Origin of the sequence: Pseudoalteromonas sp. C8 (genome assembly GCF_011378685.1) — a bacterium.
Classification (GTDB): Bacteria; Pseudomonadota; Gammaproteobacteria; order Enterobacterales; family Alteromonadaceae; genus Pseudoalteromonas; species Pseudoalteromonas arctica.
Map to the genome: position 1 here is coordinate 114,502 of NZ_WTKT01000012.1, position 18,330 is coordinate 132,831.

The following is an 18,330-nucleotide window of genomic DNA, read 5'->3' on the forward strand; positions in this document are numbered from 1 at the left end:
ACTAACTAACTAACTAACTAACTAACTAACTAACAATATCCCACGCACTTGTACCCGATGCTGAAAGGTTACTGGTGTTATTGCGTAATACTTTATTACCTACATTAGCTGATGACTCAGGTCGACTTACTAAATAACCCTGAACAGAACTCACACCCATTTTTTTAACAAGTTCAAACTGCCCTATTTCTTCAACGCCTTCAGCTACAATTTTAAGGCCAAGCTTTTGTCCAAGCTCACTAATTGTATTTAATATATCATTATATTTTTGGCTTTTATTAGCTTGAGCTATAAAAGAGCGATCAATTTTAATAACATCAATTGGTAAATCTGCTAATGTGCTCAACGAGCTAAAACCTGTGCCAAAGTCATCAATAGCAATAGTAATCCCCTCTTCTCTTAGCCTACTTAGCTCTTTAATAATTCTTGGACTGGCTTTAATGAAAGTTGATTCGGTAATTTCTAGCATCAAAGACGTCGCCGGTAAGCCGGTTTTTTTGAGCTTCTTCATTACCCAATCATAAATGTCACGGTGCTTTAATTGAATGCCCGAAACATTTACTGATATTTTTACTTTGCGCATACCTGCATTGTGCCAAGCAGCCATTTGCCGACACGATTCAAGCATAATCCAATCGCCAAGCTCTAATATTAAATTAGACTCTTCTGCTATCGGAATAAACTCTGAAGGAGGGATCATACCCTCAACTGGGTGGTCCCAGCGTGTAAGCGCTTCGAAATAATCAATCATACAATCTTCAACATGCACAATTGGCTGAAAAGATAAGTAAAAATCTTTACACGCAACCGCTAAACGCAGCTCTTCAAGTAAATAATGGTAACGGCGCATTTTGTTACCCATTTCTGGCGAGTAAACTTTAAATATTCCCTTACCATCACTTTTAGCTCTATACATAGCTACATCGGCTAATTGTAAAAGCGCTTGAGGCGTTGATGCACTTTCTGGGTAAGCCGCAATACCAATACTGGCACTAATTTTTACTATTTTATTGCCAAGCACAAAGTCTTTTTCAAGCTCACTTAGCACATGCTTAGCAATTTCAACGACTCTGTCGCTATCATCAAGTAATTCTATAAAAATGGAGAACTCATCCCCTCCTAACCTTGATAAGTTTTGCTCTAATTGGTTAGCATTATTTATGTTACTTAATTTATGGTGGCGTAAAACATTCGCAAGTCGGCTAGCAACTTGAACTAATATTTCATCACCAAAACTGTGACCAAACGAATCGTTTACTTGTTTAAAACCATCAAGGTCTATAAACAGGAGTGCACACTTGAGATCTTCTTGATTAGCATGATTAATTTGTCTGTCGATATGTTCAATATATGCATGGCGGTCAATTAATAACGTCAGTTTATCTTGGCATATACTGGTTTGAGTTTGTTTTACATAATTAGCCACATGCGTATTTAAACTATTTATTGATTGGCTTAAGCTGCTTACACCCAAAGGGTTCTCAGCCGGCTTTACTTGCAAGTTAAATGCAGTGAGTAAGCTATTGGCTTGAAGATTAAGCTCCGCTATTTGATTTTTATAATGGCGCTTTCTACGCTCTCTGCGTAAGTACAGGCCAGAACCAAATATTAAGATACATAAAAGTAAAAAATTAATAGGTGATGCAAGTGTCATTATAATTAACTTACTTGAATCAGCAGCTACAAACTGAGTGTCAGTGGTTTTAATAAGCAAAAAATCAGCAGTGGGCTGCTCAATTATATAATGGCCATTTAAGATCGGATTATACCAAGGAGCCATATCAAGAGAGGTATTCGTTATTTCGAAATTTCGTATATCAATACTGGTACTAAATAAATTTATACGATTAATCTGATTCGTTAACTCTATGTTTATACAAAAACAAAATAGAATTATGATTAGAAAAATAAAACCGAGCGGCTTAAGTTTACTCATGAAAAAAATCCATCTACTTTGCTTCTCCTATCAAACCTATTACTAAAAGCGGATTATATCGCCTGCATTTCGAACTACGCAAGAATTGATATAACCCTTAGCCACTAGCATAACAAAAATCGTAACAATAATGGATTAACTAACTATATCTTGCATATAGTATAGGTGGGATTAACAAAAATAAACAAAAAGGTTCTAATTGTTTAAAATTTAATACATACCGTCAATAAGCTCTATAATTTTTTCTTCAGCGTCTATAAACTTATCCAATCCACCACCGGTGCGATAAGATGCTTGTGCTATTTTTTCATTCGTTTCAACGTCTTTAATCCAAATATTTGCGTATGCCATATAGAGCGCTATATCCCAACGCCAATTTGCTACGTAGTAAACCACTGCATTACATCCTGTCGTATCTGCACCTGGTAATTCGGTCTGGTAGTCTTGGTGTTTCAATACATAATTGGCTGGAATTACCCGAGTTTCAACATCATGCTTTGCAAAACCTTTTTTCATTGCATCTATAACACCAGCTTTAACAGCCTTATGTTCAGCAATACATACTGTTTTAGGTATGTTTGTTTCAAATCGAGTAATGTCTTGCTTTGCAGCACAACCGGCCAAGGTGGCAACCATTGCTGCTGCAACTGTTATTTTTAACGTATTCATATTTATTCCTTTTTTATTTTTAATATTTAAAGCTGCCATGCATAGCTAACTTTTGTAAAAAATGTACGCTGATCTCGCTCAATATTTTTAAGAGAATCGTCTTGGTAACCTCTATCTGAGTAACCCAAATAAAACAGTGTTTGCGCATTAATTTTATATGAGTAAACAAGCTGGCTGCCAAAGTCTTTATTGATTTGACTAACTTGGTAAAAGTAGGCGTTTTCGTCTCTATCAATGTCTTCAAATTGTAAAATTAATTTAAGAATTGAACGCATGCTAAATTTATAATGAAGCCTAAAGTCGACCAAGTTAGCAGTAAATACGCGATCCCCTTGCGGGTTATCTAATTGACTGTAGTTATGTTTTACATCGAGCTGCCAATGGTCGTTAATGTCCCATATAACTTGTGTTTGAGCGTTAAACACATCACCAAGCTGTTCATTTGTATAGTCAATACGGCTTGCATATTCGGTATATAAGGTGAGCTTTAAATCTTTAGTCGGTTTGAACCCTGTGTAAATATAACCAATATTTTGATTGTAAAAATTGCCATTAAAGTTTTCATAACGGTGCACTAAACCAATTTCAAAAATAGATTGTTTTTGGCCTTTAAAGCTTAAAAAGCCTTCGTATTCTTCTTCAAGTAAGTCGCCGTTTTGCGCCCACGTTTTATCCCAGTCAGCTTCGTATGACCATGAGGTAAGTAAATCAGATTCATCTCTGTACCATGTTTGTCCGCCACCAAAGCCTACTTTTTCATAATCGACTTTAGCTTGATAACCTAAATCAGTTCGGTAGTCCTGCCCAATATTTTCATAAGATGCAAATAATTTGTAATCACGTTTATCGCGGGTAAGTTCCAGGGCATATGCTTCATCTGACTGAGTTTCAGATAAGTTATAATTTTGAATTAAAAATTCAGAGTTACGTGTATCAGCAGATGATACTTGATACAAAAGAGTATCCGATTGATTAAACCAGTAGCTACCATCCACTGATAATACAGTGTTGTGATAGTCATCACTTTCTCTGTGCGTGCTTGAAAGGCCAATAGTACCCTGCTGACCTAGGTCATATTGATAACGCCCTGCGGCAGCATTCGTTTTTTCGTTTAAGCTGGCAAAGCCAGAGCCCTGATTCGTTGGCAGTAAAATATTACTATTGTCGTCATCAGCGAGCATTAACGCATAACTATGATCACCCGTTTTACCCGTTAATTTTGCACCTAAAGTAGGCTCTGCAATTGTACGTGTATATAAAAGCTCAAATAAGCTGCTTTTAAAGTAAGAAGCTCCATCTAAAAAGAAAGGACGCTTTTCAGCATAATAAATAGAAAAGGTTGTATTTACATCGAGCTCTAAAGAGTCTGTTTCTACTTGCGAAAAATCTGGGTTGATAGTCGCATTTAAAACAGCGTCCTTGGTTAAACCCCAGCGTAAATCTAAGCCCACTTCGGTATCTATATCACCATTATCCCAGTTACCCGGTAATTCAGATTTATTATCGTTACGAAGTGCTGTCAATGTAGGTGTTAATTGAATATTTTTACTCGATTCAATATCGCTAAAACCCACTAACTTATCAAACTGACAAAGGCTACATTTTATATTTCTATCAAACCCCATATTTGATAACTGATATAAAACATCACGTTGGTAGTTTCTCATGACTGAAAAACCCCACGTTAGCTCTTTTTTATTTTCAGGAAAGCGCAGTGCCTTAAAAGGAATACGCATTTCAACAACGTAACCTTTCTCGTTAATTTGTCCCGCGCTATCCCAAATAGCATTCCATGAGGTATCTGAGCTCCATCCATCGGTATCGGTCATTCTTATATCGCCTTGTGCACCAAGGGGATTTACATGAAATTCATAACCACTGCGTTCATCATTAAATGTATCAATAACAAGAATGACTACGTCGTCTTCCCATAGCGTATCGCGGTCACGAAGTGATGCACGAATTTGTTCAGGGTTTGGATCCTCTGCAATAAAGGCAACATATAAGTTTGTGCCATCTTCGTAAATAAAGGCATCAGTTTTTACAGGAGGTGTGCCTTTTTCGTTAGGCTCATCTTGGTAGAGTAGAGGTATACGTGTCGCATTTTGCCAGTGCGCTTCATCCATAACACCATCAATAGTGATATTTGAATCAATACGAGACAAGGATACTTGCTGTTTACTAGCCGCTACATCAAGGCTTGAGAGCAATAAAACGAAACTTAAAAATAGGAAGGTAAACTTTTTTATTATAGTTATAAAGTACTGCATAAACATCCATTTAGACTGTAATTACTCATAGGGAATAACTTAAGCTGGGGATTGTAATTTATCCAGGTACATTTGTTAATGCTTTGAAGTAAAAAATTAACTATTTAATGATAAAGGAGTAACTAATTGTTACGTATTATGTTTCGAGTAGTTTAAGTTTATCGTCTATGCCATTCCATACATCAGCGTCCTCTGGTGCAGGTTTAACCTCTGTAATGCGCGGCCAGACCAGTGCAAGTTCAGCATTCAATTCAGTAAACTCTTTTTGAGATTCTGGTAATTCATCTTCTTGGTATATAGCATCAGCTGAACACTCAGGGACACATAAACCACAATCTATACAATCAATCGGGCTAATAGCTAAAAAATTAGGGCCTTCAAAAAATGCATCTGCTGGGCACACTGATACGCAATCGGTGTACTTACATTTTATACAATTTTCGGTGACTACAAACGCCATACTATTTTAATACCTAAGATTTTAAACAACAGGTGTGGATCATACCCATCCACTCCAAAAATACAATAAATAAGTGCCATATCACCCTATTTTAACGTAAAATACGCGCCTTATGTTTGCACACCCGTTGTGCCCTGCATCCCCTTATTGTGAGCGGTAATAATACCCCGCTATGACACCTAAAAGAGATATAAATGATACGTTTAACCGAAATAAAGCTGCCACTTGATCATGACGAAGATGCAATTGGTCAAGCAATTGTAAATAAACTAAAAATCCAACCAGAACAATTGCACAGTTTTAATGTGTTTAAGCGTGGTTATGATGCACGTAAAAAATCAGCTATTTTACTGATTTATACACTCGATATAGAAGTTGATAACGAAGCCGAGCTACTCGCGGCATTTGAAAAAGACCAACATGTAAAAGTAGCGCCAGACACAAACTATAAATTTGTAGCCCAAGCCAGCGAAAATATAACAGAGCGCCCTGTTGTGATTGGTTTTGGCCCTTGTGGTTTATTTGCAGGCTTATTACTTGCTCAAATGGGCTTTAATCCCATTATATTAGAGCGCGGTAAAGAGGTACGTGAACGTACAAAAGACACGTTTGGCTTTTGGCGTAAACGCACACTTAATACCGAATCAAATGTACAATTTGGTGAAGGTGGCGCAGGTACATTCTCAGACGGTAAGTTATACAGCCAAGTAAAGGATCCAAAACATTACGGTCGTAAAGTCATTACTGAATTTGTAGAAGCAGGCGCACCCGATGAAATTTTATACGTAAGTAAGCCACACATTGGTACGTTTAAACTTGTCACCATGATTGAAAAAATGCGCGCTCGTATAATAGAACTCGGCGGCGAAATTCGCTTTAGCACACGTGTTGACGATATTCATTTAGACGACGGGCAAGTAACAGGTTTAACGCTTTCAAATGGCGAGCAACTAAACACTCGCCATGTTGTATTAGCCGTTGGTCACAGCGCACGTGACACGTTTGATATGATCCACAAAAAAGGGATTTATGTTGAAGCAAAGCCATTCTCAGTCGGTTTTAGAATCGAACATAAACAATCAATGATCGATGAATGTCGTTTTGGCACAAATGCAGGAAACCCAATTTTAGGCTCTGCCGATTATAAACTTGTTCATCATTGCGACAATGGCCGCACAGTTTACAGCTTTTGTATGTGCCCAGGTGGCACAGTAGTCGCTGCAACCTCTGAAAAGGGCCGCGTTGTTACCAACGGTATGAGCCAATATTCACGAAGTGAGCGCAACGCTAACAGCGCTATTGTGGTAGGCATATCACCAGAGCAAGATTTCCCTGGTAATCCACTTGCTGGAATAGACTTACAACGTAAACTTGAAGAGCAAGCGTATGAGCTTGGTGGTAGCAACTACGATGCACCAGCCCAGTTAATTGGCGACTTTTTGAAAGGTAAATCATCAGAAAACTTAGGTGAAGTACAACCCTCTTATACACCCGGTATTAAGTTAACCGACTTGAGTAAAGTGTTACCACAATTTGCAATTGATGCTCTTCGCGAAGCGATACCAGCGTTTAATAAACAAATTCGTGGCTTTTCAACTAACGACGGTTTATTAACCGGCGTTGAAACACGTACTTCGTCGCCTATTAGTATTAAGCGTGATAAAACATTCCAAAGTATTAACACCAAAGGGCTTTACCCTGCAGGTGAAGGCGCAGGCTACGCTGGCGGTATTTTATCAGCGGGTATTGATGGTATTAAAGCGGCTGAAGCGGTCGCACTGTCTATGTTAGAAAACGCTTAAACCTCTTTTTTAAGCCGTTTATCGAAAAGCCTCACTTTGTGAGGCTTTTTTGTGCTAAATGTATAGAAAATAATAACACCTCAAGCACCTCAACAATGATCAAAACATTTACCTTTTCGTTGCTTAGTGTATTAGCAATTTTTAACGCTAAAGCACAAGAGCTAAAAACCATAGATGAAATTCACAGTGCATATAAAAATAATTCTATTAATGCACAGCAACTCACCCAAAATTATATAGACCGAATTAATAAACTTAATCCACACTATAATGCGGTTATTAGTTTAGAGCCTACAGCACTTGCTCAAGCTAAAACGTTAGATGAACTTGCCGTCAAAGGAACTTGGGCTGGGCCATTACATGGAATACCTGTACTTCTTAAAGATAATATAGAAACTAAAGGCACACTTCCCACAACGGCTGGCTCTTTAGCACTTAAAAATAACGTTACTGATAATGATGCTTTTGTTGTTAAACAACTACGTAATGCGGGCACTATAATTTTAGGTAAAGCTAATTTAAGTGAGTGGGCAAATTTTCGTTCATCCTATTCATCTTCAGGCTGGAGTGCCGTAGGCGGACAAACACATAATGCGCACGATGTAACACGTAACCCATGTGGTTCTAGCGCAGGTTCTGCTGTTGCGGTAGCACTTAACTTTGCGCCTATAGCATTAGGGACTGAAACAGACGGTTCAATTACGTGCCCTGCCTCAGTAAATGGAGTTTATGCAATAAAACCGAGTATGGGCCAAGTATCACGCTCAGGCGTTGTGCCTCTTTCAAGTAGCCAAGATTCAGTAGGGCCGATGGCGCATTCACTTAAAGACGCACTGCTTGTTTTATCTGTTTTACAAGGTGAGGACTCTCTTGATGCGACAACTACAGGGTTTGAATTAAAAACAGATAATCTAAAACCAAAATCATCACTTACCATTGGTGCACTACCAAGTGATAAATTTACAGTTGAAACGCAGCGCCTTTATGCCAAGCAGTTACAAGCATTAAAACAGGCTGGGCATACTGTTATTAATGTAGATATTACTGATAACTTAGATACGCTATTTGCTGATGAATACTATATTTTACTTTACGACTTCAAAGCCGAAATTAATCACTACCTCGCAAGCACTCCAACACAAGTGGCTGTTAAAAGCCTAAAAGCACTTATTAATTTTAATATTCAAAATAAAAAAACAGAAATGCCCCATTTTGAGCAAGACATCCTAGTTCAATCGCAGGCTATTGATTTAACTAACAAACAAAAATACCAGGAGACTAAAGAACGCTATAGCACTTTAGCAACGACAGCCATTGTTAATGTATATAAAAACAACAAGCTTGATATTGTTATAGCGCCTACAGTATCACCGGCCTGGAAAACTGACTTAGTTAATGGTGATAATTTTAATGGCAGTAGTAGTTCGTTATCTGCTATTGCTGGCACAACGCACATAACCCTACCAGTCGGAAAAGTAAGTGGTTTACCGGTTGGTTTGTCCATAATAGCAAATAAAGAGGACGAGCAAGCGGCTTATTTATACGCAAATATTATTGATGAGGTGTTATCACCAGGCACAAAAAAACCTGAGTAAACTCAGGTTTTTTTAAACTAAACGGCGTTAACTATGACTTTTTAAGTGACAGTTTTTCGCCTTTTAAGCTTTTACGAACGCTTGAAATACGTGAGCGATTTACTGCTCTCGCTTCACCGGTTGCTTGTCCTGATAACTTGTTAGAACGTGTACGGCGTAAATGCGCTGGTTTTTTACCAATTTTATCAATTAGTACTTCACGGTTACTTACTTCATAACCTTCTAAATATACACGTTTGATTTTTTGGCCGATTAGCGTTTCAATTTCAAACAAAGTGTTTTCTTCTTCACGGCTAACAAATGAGATTGCTTGACCTTGGCGACCAGCACGACCTGTACGGCCAATACGGTGAACGTAATCTTCTGCAAGCCATGGTAAATCAATATTAATTACACGAGGTAAGCCATCAATATCAATACCACGAGCAGCGACTTCTGTAGCCACTAATACGCGTACCTTGCCTTCTTTAAATTCACGTAAAGCACGACGACGGTTACCTTGAGATTTATCACCGTGGCAAACGCCTGCCGGGATACCATCAAGATTAAGCTCTTTAACAAGCTCATCAGCTGTTTCTTTCATGTTTACGAAGACAAGCACTTGTTGCCAGTTTTTCTTACCAATCAATTCAGAAAGTAGCTCTTGCTTACGACGCTCTTCTACTGGGTAGACAACATGCTCAACCGTGCTTGCTGTACTGTTAGTTTGATCAACACGCACTATTTCAGCTTGTTTCAATACTTTAGATGCAAATTGTTTAATTGCTGCAGGGAATGTAGCAGAGAAAAGTAAAATCTGGCGCTCTTCTGCACAGCTTTTAATAACGTTTTGCATATCTTCAATAAAGCCCATATCAAGCATACGGTCAGCTTCATCAAGAACAAGGTGCTTAACACTTGCAAGGCTTAAGTTACCTAAACGAATATGATCAAATAAACGACCTGGCGTTGCAACAACAATATCTACACCTTCTTTTAAAGCATTTGCTTGGCCGGCAGTGCTAACACCACCAAATAAGCTAACGACTTTAAGTGATGTATGCTTTGCAAAATCTCTAAAATTATTTGCAATTTGTTCTGCAAGTTCACGCGTTGGAGCAAGTACTAATGCATGAGGTGCATTAGTTGTGCTGAGTTCAGACTCAACCAATTTTTGGATGATAGGTAAAGCAAACGCGGCAGTTTTGCCGGTACCAGTTTGTGCACTGGCTAAAACGTCTTTACCTTTACGAACAGCAGGAATTGCTGCGCGCTGAATGGGCGTAAGGGTGTGATAGTTAAGTTCGTCCAACGCCTGGATGATTTCAGGAGCGAAACTAAAAGATTTAAAATTCATGCTGTATAACCTACGGCCACATTATCAAGGGTCGCAAATTATACAGTAAAAACGAGCTAACAGTTAGTCATAACTTATCTTTTAACGTGTTTAATCTACTTTATAGCGTTTAAATATTAAAGAGGTGTTAATACCACCAAACGCAAAGTTATTACTCATCACGTAATCGGTATTAATCTCACGCCCTTGATGCCTTATGTAATCAAGCTGAGCACATTCGTCATCAACGTTATCTAAATTAATTGTTGGTGCAAACCAGTTATCCGCCATCATATTAATGCTTGCCCATGCTTCTATTGCACCACAAGCACCTAATGTATGCCCCAAATAACTTTTTAACGAGCTAATAGGTTTGCTGCCCAATGCCTTAAACGTTGCGTGAGACTCGGCAATATCACCTTTATCTGTTGATGTACCATGAGCATTAACGTAACCAATTTTTTCTGGTTCTAAATTGGCATCTTGCAGTGCCATTTCTATCGCTAGTTGCATTGTTTTTGATGTTGGTTGAGTAACGTGCTGTCCATCAGAATTACAACCAAAACCAACCACCTCAGCTAATATTGTTGCTCCGCGCGCTTTTGCATGTTCGTATTCTTCTAAAATAAGTGTACCCGCGCCTTCGCCTATCACTAAGCCATCGCGATTGTTATCAAAAGGTCTTGGTGTTTGTTTTGGTGTTTCATTTTTTGTAGATGTTGCATAAAGCGTATCAAATACGGCGGCTTCAGTAATACATAACTCTTCAGCTCCACCAGCCACCATTATTTTTTGTCGGCCAAACTTAATCGCTTCATAGGCGAAGCCTATTCCTTGAGATCCCGATGTACAAGCAGAGCTTGTTGTTATAACACGCCCTTTTAAACCAAAAAACACACCAACATTTACAGGGGCAGTATGCGCCATCATTTTAATGTAACTCGTGGCTGTTACACCTGACATCGACCCCGTTTCCATCATATTTGCAAAGGCGAGTAGTGGCTCAGTAGAGCCCGTAGATGAGCCATACGCTATGCCCGTAGAGCCATCTGTTAGACTTTCGTGCTCGAGTAGTTTGGCTTGTTCAAGTGCGCATTCAGTAGCACGAGTTGACATAAGTGACACTCGCCCCATTGAACGGATTTGTTTTCGTTTGTAATGACCTGGTCGCTCAAAGTGCTTAACTGGCGCGGCTAAACGAGTATTGAGGTCGTCAGCTATATCCCACTCTGGCATAGTAACAACCGCATTTTCGCCTTTAATTAAGGCTTGTTTGAATTCAGTCCAATCATCGCCCAATGCAGTGACCACCGACATCCCTGTTACAACAACGCGTTTAATCAAACCATGCCACCATTAACCGAAATTACTTGGCGTGTTATGTAAGCTGCATCATCAGACATTAAAAAAGCGACTGTTCCCGCAACTTCTTTAACGCTCCCCATGCGTTTAAGGGGTATCATTTTCATCATTTCATCAATAGGTAATTCATCAGTCATCGCGGTTTCTATTAAACCAGGTGCCACACAATTAACTGTGATTTTGCGTTTTGCCAATTCTAATGCAAGTGCTTTAGTGGCCCCAATAATACCGGCTTTTGCTGCACTATAATTTACTTGTCCTCGGTTACCTGCAATACCTGACACCGATGACATTGTAATTATTCGCCCACCTTTACGGCTTTGTACCATAGGCATTACAGTTGGGTGTACTACATTATAAAACCCATCAAGGCCTGTACGTATTACACAATCCCAGTCTTCCCCTTGCATAGCAGGAAATGCCATATCGTTAGTAATACCTGCATTACACACCACGCCATAATAAGCGCCATGCTGAGCTATATCTTCTATTATTTGTGCTTTGGCCTGCTCTCTGTCACATACATCAAATTGTAATAAACTGGTGGCTCTACCTAATGCATTAATTTCATCGCATGTTGCTTGAGCTTGCTCAACACCCGCTCTGCAATGTACTGCAATATCAAACCCTTGCTCAGCAAGTTTTAACGCAATAGCTTTACCAATACCACGGCTTGAACCCGTAACTAAAATTCTTTTTGTCATTGATTTTCTCTTATAAATTCCAACGGGTTTTCAGGCTGAAATACATTAATTTTTGCTTGGCAAAGTAGAGTTTCACACACGAGTATTTGGCATTCAAATACACTTAAACCTGACTCTTCTTGATATAGCTTTTTCACTTCAATAGTCAGCTTACTGCCGTTTTTAAAACACGGTTGATAAGTTTGATACTTTCGCGTGCCAATTAAAAAACCAATTTTTACAGGTTTATTTTCATCATTCGCTAACGCACCAGCGTAAGCGGCAATAGACTGCGCCATGTACTCAACACCAATATAGCTAGGTACGCCGTTAATTGCAGGACTAAAAAAAGGGCTTTGCTCAGTTATAGTAACGCCGCATTGAGCTTCATCTTCGCTGTGTGTTAAAAGGCTATCTATTAAAATCATAGGCGCATCATGCGGGACTACTTGCTCTATAGGGTAATTAGTCAACGTTAACTCCCAATATTAAGCTGGCATTATTACCGCCAAACGCAAATGAATTAGATAAGCAATATTTAAGAGCGGGCTTAAACGCTTGTTTTATTATTTTTATATCAGCCAAATCACTGCCTTCTTTAATCGCGTTATACGGCAGCATATGTTGGCCGCTGTCTTTTAATAATAACCAACATATACCGGCTTCAATGGCGCCTGCAGCACCAAGAGTATGCCCTGTTAAATGCTTACTTGAGCTAAGCGGGGTATTGTTGCCAAACACGCGATTAATTGCAAGTGCTTCCATTTCGTCATTTTTTACAGTAGCCGTACCGTGAGCGTTAATATAATCAATATCACCACAGGATAACTTTGCGCTTTTTAGTGCTTTTTCCATTGAGGCTTGGGCGCCCATCCCATTAGGATCGGGGGCTGACATATGATGCGCATCTGAGCTTTCGCCACTGCCTAGTAACATAATGCCGTTATTTGTTATTGGCTTATTTTTAGTCATTACAAATAAAGCGGCCCCTTCACCAATATTAATGCCGTCTCTGGTGCTAGAAAAAGGCTGGCATAAACCCGAGCTTAAAGAAGCGAGCGAGTCAAAGCCATTAATTGTTAATTGGCACAAACTATCCGCACCACCACAAATTACCACATCGGCTAAATCAGCATTTAGCAAAGCTCGGGCGCTAATTAACGCTTTGCTACTCGACGTGCACGCAGTAGAAATACTGTAACAAGGCCCTAGAGCCCCTATTTTATGTGCAATGTAATGAGCGGGTGTAGCTAACTCTTGATCACTGTAACTAAAGTCATCAGGCCAGAGTTTTGTACTTTCATAGCTTTTACGCGCTCTTTCGCCATCATGAATACTTGATGTACTAGTACCCATTACAATTGCGATACGCGACTTATCAATATGCGAAAGTTTATCTAAGGTTGGCTTAATCTGCTCTAAAGCTAGATCAATAAATGTATTGATACGTTTATTATTTGATAAAGCAATAGACTGAACTTGCCCGACATACAGCGGAGTTTGCTCAGCACTTAAACTTTTATTTAAAGTTAATAAAGGAGTTGCAGGGTTATATTTATTTAAGCTTGTTGTAGTTGCATCTTGGCCTATGCCCATCGCACTCACAATGCCTAAATCATTCAGCCAATATGTCACTGTGCTACCTTTTTAAATGTTATTTGATACTGATGTAAAATATTGTTCAACGTTGTCGAATCATCACTATAGTCAATGGTGATAAATGTACCCTCATCGTTAAATACTTCCCGATTAGAGCCAACCTGCTTTATTAAAGCACCCTCTAACTGCTTTTGTAAAAATGCTACTGGCCAATGTACTAATGCAATATCCGCTAAAATATAATGAGGGTCTATCCCTTCTACCGCCAGCATATTTCGTGTTTTTACTGGGCCATTTAAAGGTTTTTCAAGCTCCATAATTGGAAAGCCTTGCACTGTCATTAACAATAACTTAATTGCACCTTTGTCATTTATAGCTAATTGGGCAAATACAGTGTGTGTTTTTTGCTGATTCGTAATATACAAAACATGCTGCCAAGACTTATCAAACATTTGTGCTGGCACGCTATTAATATTTAATTGAATATTAGGTGATAGATACACTCTATTTTTAGATGCTGTAAAACTCGTACATGCGCTCAATACAGCAAATATAAATACACTACACACCGCATACTTAATTAATTTTGACATAACTGAGCCAACACATTTAAACGGCGTTCACTTTGTGCAACAAATGGGTTATTTGTATCCCATGCGTAGCCCGCTAAAATAGCACTAATCATTTCTCGCACCTGAGTATTTTGTTCAGAGTAAAATATCACATCCTGAAAACGCGTATCGTACCACCCTGTTACAAATGTTCTAAAACAATCGACTCCAGCTTGTAATGGCTGTGCGTAGTGAGCGTCAAAATCGACGACTTCGTTTTTTAAATAGCGATCAACAAGTGGGGCAACTAAATTTGCAGATTTGAGTGCAATTGTTACACCTGATGAAAATACCGGGTCTAAAAATTCCCCCGCATTACCCAATAAAGCAAAGTGCTTACCATATAACTTACTCACATTTGCCGAGTAGCCTTTTATATTTTTTGCTGGAGTTAATAACTCACGCTGTGCTAACAGTGTTTTTAAATAAGGGTCTTGCTCTATAAATTGATTTAGTAAATCGCTAGATTCATCATCATTAAAACGCTCTGACTGCGCCACAACCCCAATACTCGCAGTACCATCACTAAAGGGAATAAGCCAATACCACACATCAGAATATTGAGGGTGTACGGTAATCAAAATTTTATTTCGATCGAAGCTTGTATCACTAATGTTGTCTTTAAAGTGACTAAAATAAGCGCTTCGAACAGGAAAGTTAGAAGGAAGCTCTAAATCTAACAGTTTTGGTAATACACGCCCAAAGCCACTTGCGTCCAATACAAATCGGGCATTAACGCGATAAGCTTGCTGCTGCTCATTGTGTACCACTAATGATGCACCATTTGGCTCATCACAGTAGTCAACCACCGTGTGCTTATATCTGATTTCTACGCCTTGTCCTTGTGCTTTGTCTGCTAATAATTTGTCAAAGTCGGCTCTTTTCACTTGATACGTAGTGCCTGGGCCTTTAGTAAATTTTTCAGTGAAATTTATAGTTGTATTTTGCCCTGCCCGATGAAAAGCAGCGCCATCTTTAAACTGAAAACCTAAAGCCGCTGCATTGTTATGTAGTGTATCGATTAAGCCCGCGTCTTCTAAGTACGCCATACATTGCGGCAGTAAGCTTTCACCAATTGAAAAACGTGGAAACGCCTGCTGTTCAAGTACCAGTACCCGCCATCCCTTTTGAACTAAAAGACTACTAGCCAATGCACCAGAAGGCCCAGCGCCAATAACAACAACATCGTACTGCTCAAGGTTATTCAAATTATTGTTCCTTTTGAGGCTTTAAAACACTCAGCGGTGATAAAAAGTAAATAGCTAAAATCCCTACCATTACACTCAGCCCAAAGCTAAAAATAGCCGGTGTATCAGATGCACTCAACATGCCAAATACCCACATTGATGACGCAGCCGATAAGCTAATCGCCAACACATTTTTGGGCTCTAACTTATTTATTTGATAAAAAACGAGGTAATCAATTGCTAAGGCAATAACAAGTAACGCACCGAGTAAATTAAATAACGACAAGCTACCTTGAATCGCATTACATACCCAAAGCATGCTCAACACCACAACAGATAAAATGGTCACCTGCAGCAGCGCTATCTTAATCGTAAATCGCCAACTAAAAAGCAGCCAACTAATAAAACCCGCAAACACTAGGCTTAATAGTAAATATTCACGGTAATCACTTAATAAAACACTAATTTGTTTAGGTTTATTATAAATATAAACACCTTTACTTTTTTCAACTTCATTAATTAATTGATCAGATGAAATACCCGAAATAGACATCCACGTTATCGATTGTTCTGACTCAACAACCATTTGAGAAAGCAGTAATGGTTTAAATGTACTCGTGGCGAGTGTTTCATAAGTTAATAAGGGCGCTTTTGTACTTGCTAGCACTTGCCCTGTAACGCGCTCAGCAATATTCAAAGTCCCTTTGTTTTTTGCCTGTTCAAACAAGGCTTGGTTATCCCTCTGCTTTTGTAAACTAGGCAACCAATGGCTAATGCTGTTATGTTTAAAATTAGGGTTTAGTTGGGTTAAGCGTTTTAAAAATTGTTCTTGCTTTTGTAATAGCGCTTCGTCGCTATCTGCAAACATAAAAACAATTTGGGTGTCCCATTGCCCAAGTAATAACAAATGCTTTTTTTCGTTTAGCATTAAATGCTCGGAGCTTGCATTTAATAGCTTTACATCATCATTAAAGCTAATGGGTTTTATTAAAAATAACGCACTTATAAGGGCTAATAATGTAATGAGTATTGGCTTTTTTAAACTATTGCAGTATAAAAAAACCTTAATGAGCTTTTGACTCATCAATAAACTCGAAGGCGATAACGTGAGTGTAGATTGCCACAATGGCAAAACTGAAACTGTAAATAGCCAAGCACTCACTAAACCCGCAATAACAAACACACCAACTTGAGATAATAACGTTAGTGGTGCACCTAGTAAGCAGCAATAACCCAGCGTAGTCGTAATAAGAGAGAGTAAAAGCGCAGATTGAGTCCCTTTGCTGTAGCCTTTTTCATGCTCTTTTTTGGCTAAATCAGTCATACCATGAAATGCATAATCAATGGCAATACCAATCAAGGTAACTGCAAAAACAAGCGTTAATAAATGAATAGTATTAAACAGCAACACCATAGCAATAGCGCCACCAATAAGTGCACTCAGTACGGTAAAGCTTGCTAATAAAATACTGTTTAAACGCCTAAATACCCAAAATACCATAACAATAAGGGCTAATAAGCTAATGCCACCAAACAGGCTCATCTCGTATTTAGCTTGTTTAGCATTTTCAGCCGTATGAAATAGCACACCAGAGTAAGTAATGCTTAAATCAGGGTAGGTTTTATTAAGTATATTTATCTGTTTAATTATCGCGCCAGCTAAATCAATTGATTTATTAACCCCTAAATTTTCGGGCGCTAAGTTTGCCAAAATGACACGGTATTCAACGCCTTTTAAACGTCGAGTTAAACGACCTTGTTCAAGCGTAAACAATTGGCTTTGTTTTAAGTTATCTTCTATAAAGGCCGCTAAGCTCAAACTTGTATCTTTGCTTAAGGTAGCACTTACAAATGGGTTGCCTAACTGATTTATTTGCTCAAGGTAATAATGTTCAAACGTTGTTTTTTTGCTTAATATTTGCTTGTAAGTATCACTTAATAACGCATGTTTGAAAGGTGAGAATGTTTGCGCTAAATCGTTAACGGACGGAAAGTTAAATGTGCTTTTAATTGCATTATCGCCGAGCCATTTTTGGAAATCATCAAATGCTTTATTTTTATTACTTCCTGCAATCGAGAACATAATACGATTAGCATTTTGCTGAAAAAAAACATCTTCCGCATGTGCAATTTGGGAATGCGATTTTGGCAATAAGCTAAACATATCGGCGCTAAACGTTGGTTTAGACAGCCAAAAAGCTGCAGCAAAAAGTAAAATTAAACTGCTAAACCACCCTACAATAACGGTAATTCGTTTTGTCACTGCACTATTCCCTTAATTAACCACTGCATTATTTAAAAACATAATTTTATTTGGAATAAGTAAACTCAATTTTTGTGTTATTTCCTGAGTGCTCATTTAGTGTAATACTGCTCACTTGCTTAGCAGTTTCACATAAAATAAAATCACTAAATAATTGCTGTAGCATCGCTTCTTTTGGCGTTAACTGTGTGCAACTGTCTTGCATTTTAGCAATGTCAAAACGTGTTTCCAGCGCACTCATATTTACGCTAAGTAAGTCACTCAGTAATCCTACAAACTGCTCGCTACCGGGTTGTGGTATTAACTCACCATTGGCATTTTGTGCAAGCACTTTGCCGTTTTCTATTATGAGCATACTCTCAACAGGCATTTTCACTTGCCAAATTAGCTTTTCATCAATTAACGAAAAAACACCCGACGAAATAAAAGGCTTAGCAAATCCATTAAATTGCTTATATTGCTTAAACTCACCTTTAATAGCTGCTGCATTTACTACAGAGCAAAACAGCAAAAAGCTAATGGCTATGCTCAATGTAAAACATTTTAAAAAATTCATTTAATCGCCTATAAAATAAAAA

At 38.5% G+C, this 18,330-nt stretch carries 15 protein-coding genes; 2 read left to right on the top strand and 13 right to left on the bottom strand.

Features of this window, described 5'->3' with window-relative positions; genetic code table 11:
* Positions 1-25: 25 nt before the first annotated feature.
* The 4 genes from GQR39_RS13030 to fdxA all read right to left on the bottom strand — a co-directional run bounded on the left by GQR39_RS13030 (position 26) and on the right by fdxA (position 5,335).
* On the bottom strand, positions 26-1,936 hold the full coding sequence (locus GQR39_RS13030; protein WP_165725461.1) for a bifunctional diguanylate cyclase/phosphodiesterase: 1,911 nt from the start codon (positions 1,934-1,936) through the stop codon (positions 26-28).
* 210 nt (positions 1,937-2,146) lie between these two features.
* Entirely contained in the window at positions 2,147-2,605 is a 459-nt protein-coding gene (locus GQR39_RS13035) for an Sbal_3080 family lipoprotein (protein WP_165735803.1), read from the bottom strand.
* A gap of 26 nt (positions 2,606-2,631) precedes the next feature.
* A complete protein-coding gene (locus tag GQR39_RS13040) occupies positions 2,632-4,875 on the bottom strand; it encodes a carbohydrate binding family 9 domain-containing protein (RefSeq protein WP_165735804.1) in 2,244 nt (747 codons plus the stop codon).
* A 136-nt stretch (positions 4,876-5,011) separates the two neighbouring features.
* Positions 5,012-5,335, bottom strand: coding sequence for a ferredoxin FdxA (gene fdxA, locus GQR39_RS13045; RefSeq protein WP_002958626.1), 324 nt, complete (start codon positions 5,333-5,335; stop codon positions 5,012-5,014).
* Positions 5,336-5,529: 194 nt separating this feature from the next.
* Between fdxA and GQR39_RS13050 the strand changes: the two genes are divergently transcribed.
* Together GQR39_RS13050 and GQR39_RS13055 are read left to right on the top strand one after the other, a co-directional pair.
* Complete coding sequence (locus GQR39_RS13050; protein WP_024593013.1) at positions 5,530-7,137, top strand: NAD(P)/FAD-dependent oxidoreductase; 1,608 nt, start codon at positions 5,530-5,532, stop codon at positions 7,135-7,137.
* A 95-nt stretch (positions 7,138-7,232) separates the two neighbouring features.
* Entirely contained in the window at positions 7,233-8,732 is a 1,500-nt protein-coding gene (locus GQR39_RS13055; RefSeq protein ID WP_165735805.1) for an amidase family protein, read from the top strand.
* Positions 8,733-8,763: 31 nt separating this feature from the next.
* Here the strand turns inward: GQR39_RS13055 and GQR39_RS13060 are convergent, their stop codons facing one another.
* From GQR39_RS13060 to GQR39_RS13100, 9 genes are all read right to left on the bottom strand, one after another.
* The gene (locus GQR39_RS13060; RefSeq protein ID WP_002958629.1) at positions 8,764-10,068 is read right to left on the bottom strand and encodes a DEAD/DEAH box helicase; all 1,305 of its coding nucleotides are present in this window, start codon (positions 10,066-10,068) and stop codon (positions 8,764-8,766) included.
* A gap of 90 nt (positions 10,069-10,158) precedes the next feature.
* The gene (locus tag GQR39_RS13065; RefSeq protein WP_165735820.1) at positions 10,159-11,388 is read right to left on the bottom strand and encodes a beta-ketoacyl-ACP synthase; all 1,230 of its coding nucleotides are present in this window, start codon (positions 11,386-11,388) and stop codon (positions 10,159-10,161) included.
* Positions 11,388-12,113, bottom strand: a complete 726-nt coding sequence (gene fabG / locus GQR39_RS13070; protein ID WP_007580797.1) for a 3-oxoacyl-ACP reductase FabG — start codon at positions 12,111-12,113, stop codon at positions 11,388-11,390. The genes GQR39_RS13065 and fabG overlap by 1 nt, the downstream gene beginning before the upstream one ends.
* Positions 12,110-12,565 (bottom strand): hotdog family protein, encoded by a 456-nt coding sequence (locus GQR39_RS13075; RefSeq protein WP_024591752.1) that lies wholly within the window; start codon positions 12,563-12,565, stop codon positions 12,110-12,112. The genes fabG and GQR39_RS13075 overlap by 4 nt, the downstream gene beginning before the upstream one ends.
* Entirely contained in the window at positions 12,558-13,727 is a 1,170-nt protein-coding gene (locus GQR39_RS13080) for a beta-ketoacyl-ACP synthase (protein WP_165735806.1), read from the bottom strand. The genes GQR39_RS13075 and GQR39_RS13080 overlap by 8 nt, the downstream gene beginning before the upstream one ends.
* The gene (locus tag GQR39_RS13085; protein WP_165735807.1) at positions 13,724-14,284 is read right to left on the bottom strand and encodes a DUF3261 domain-containing protein; all 561 of its coding nucleotides are present in this window, start codon (positions 14,282-14,284) and stop codon (positions 13,724-13,726) included. Before GQR39_RS13085 ends, GQR39_RS13080 begins: the two co-directional genes overlap by 4 nt.
* The gene (locus tag GQR39_RS13090; protein WP_165735808.1) at positions 14,272-15,510 is read right to left on the bottom strand and encodes an NAD(P)/FAD-dependent oxidoreductase; all 1,239 of its coding nucleotides are present in this window, start codon (positions 15,508-15,510) and stop codon (positions 14,272-14,274) included. Before GQR39_RS13090 ends, GQR39_RS13085 begins: the two co-directional genes overlap by 13 nt.
* A 1-nt stretch (position 15,511) precedes the next feature.
* Positions 15,512-17,752 (bottom strand): transporter, encoded by a 2,241-nt coding sequence (locus GQR39_RS13095; RefSeq protein ID WP_165735809.1) that lies wholly within the window; start codon positions 17,750-17,752, stop codon positions 15,512-15,514.
* A 46-nt stretch (positions 17,753-17,798) separates the two neighbouring features.
* Positions 17,799-18,308: an outer membrane lipoprotein carrier protein LolA gene (locus tag GQR39_RS13100; protein WP_165735810.1), complete on the bottom strand. Its 510-nt coding sequence runs from the start codon at positions 18,306-18,308 to the stop codon at positions 17,799-17,801.
* Positions 18,309-18,330 lie beyond the last annotated feature (22 nt).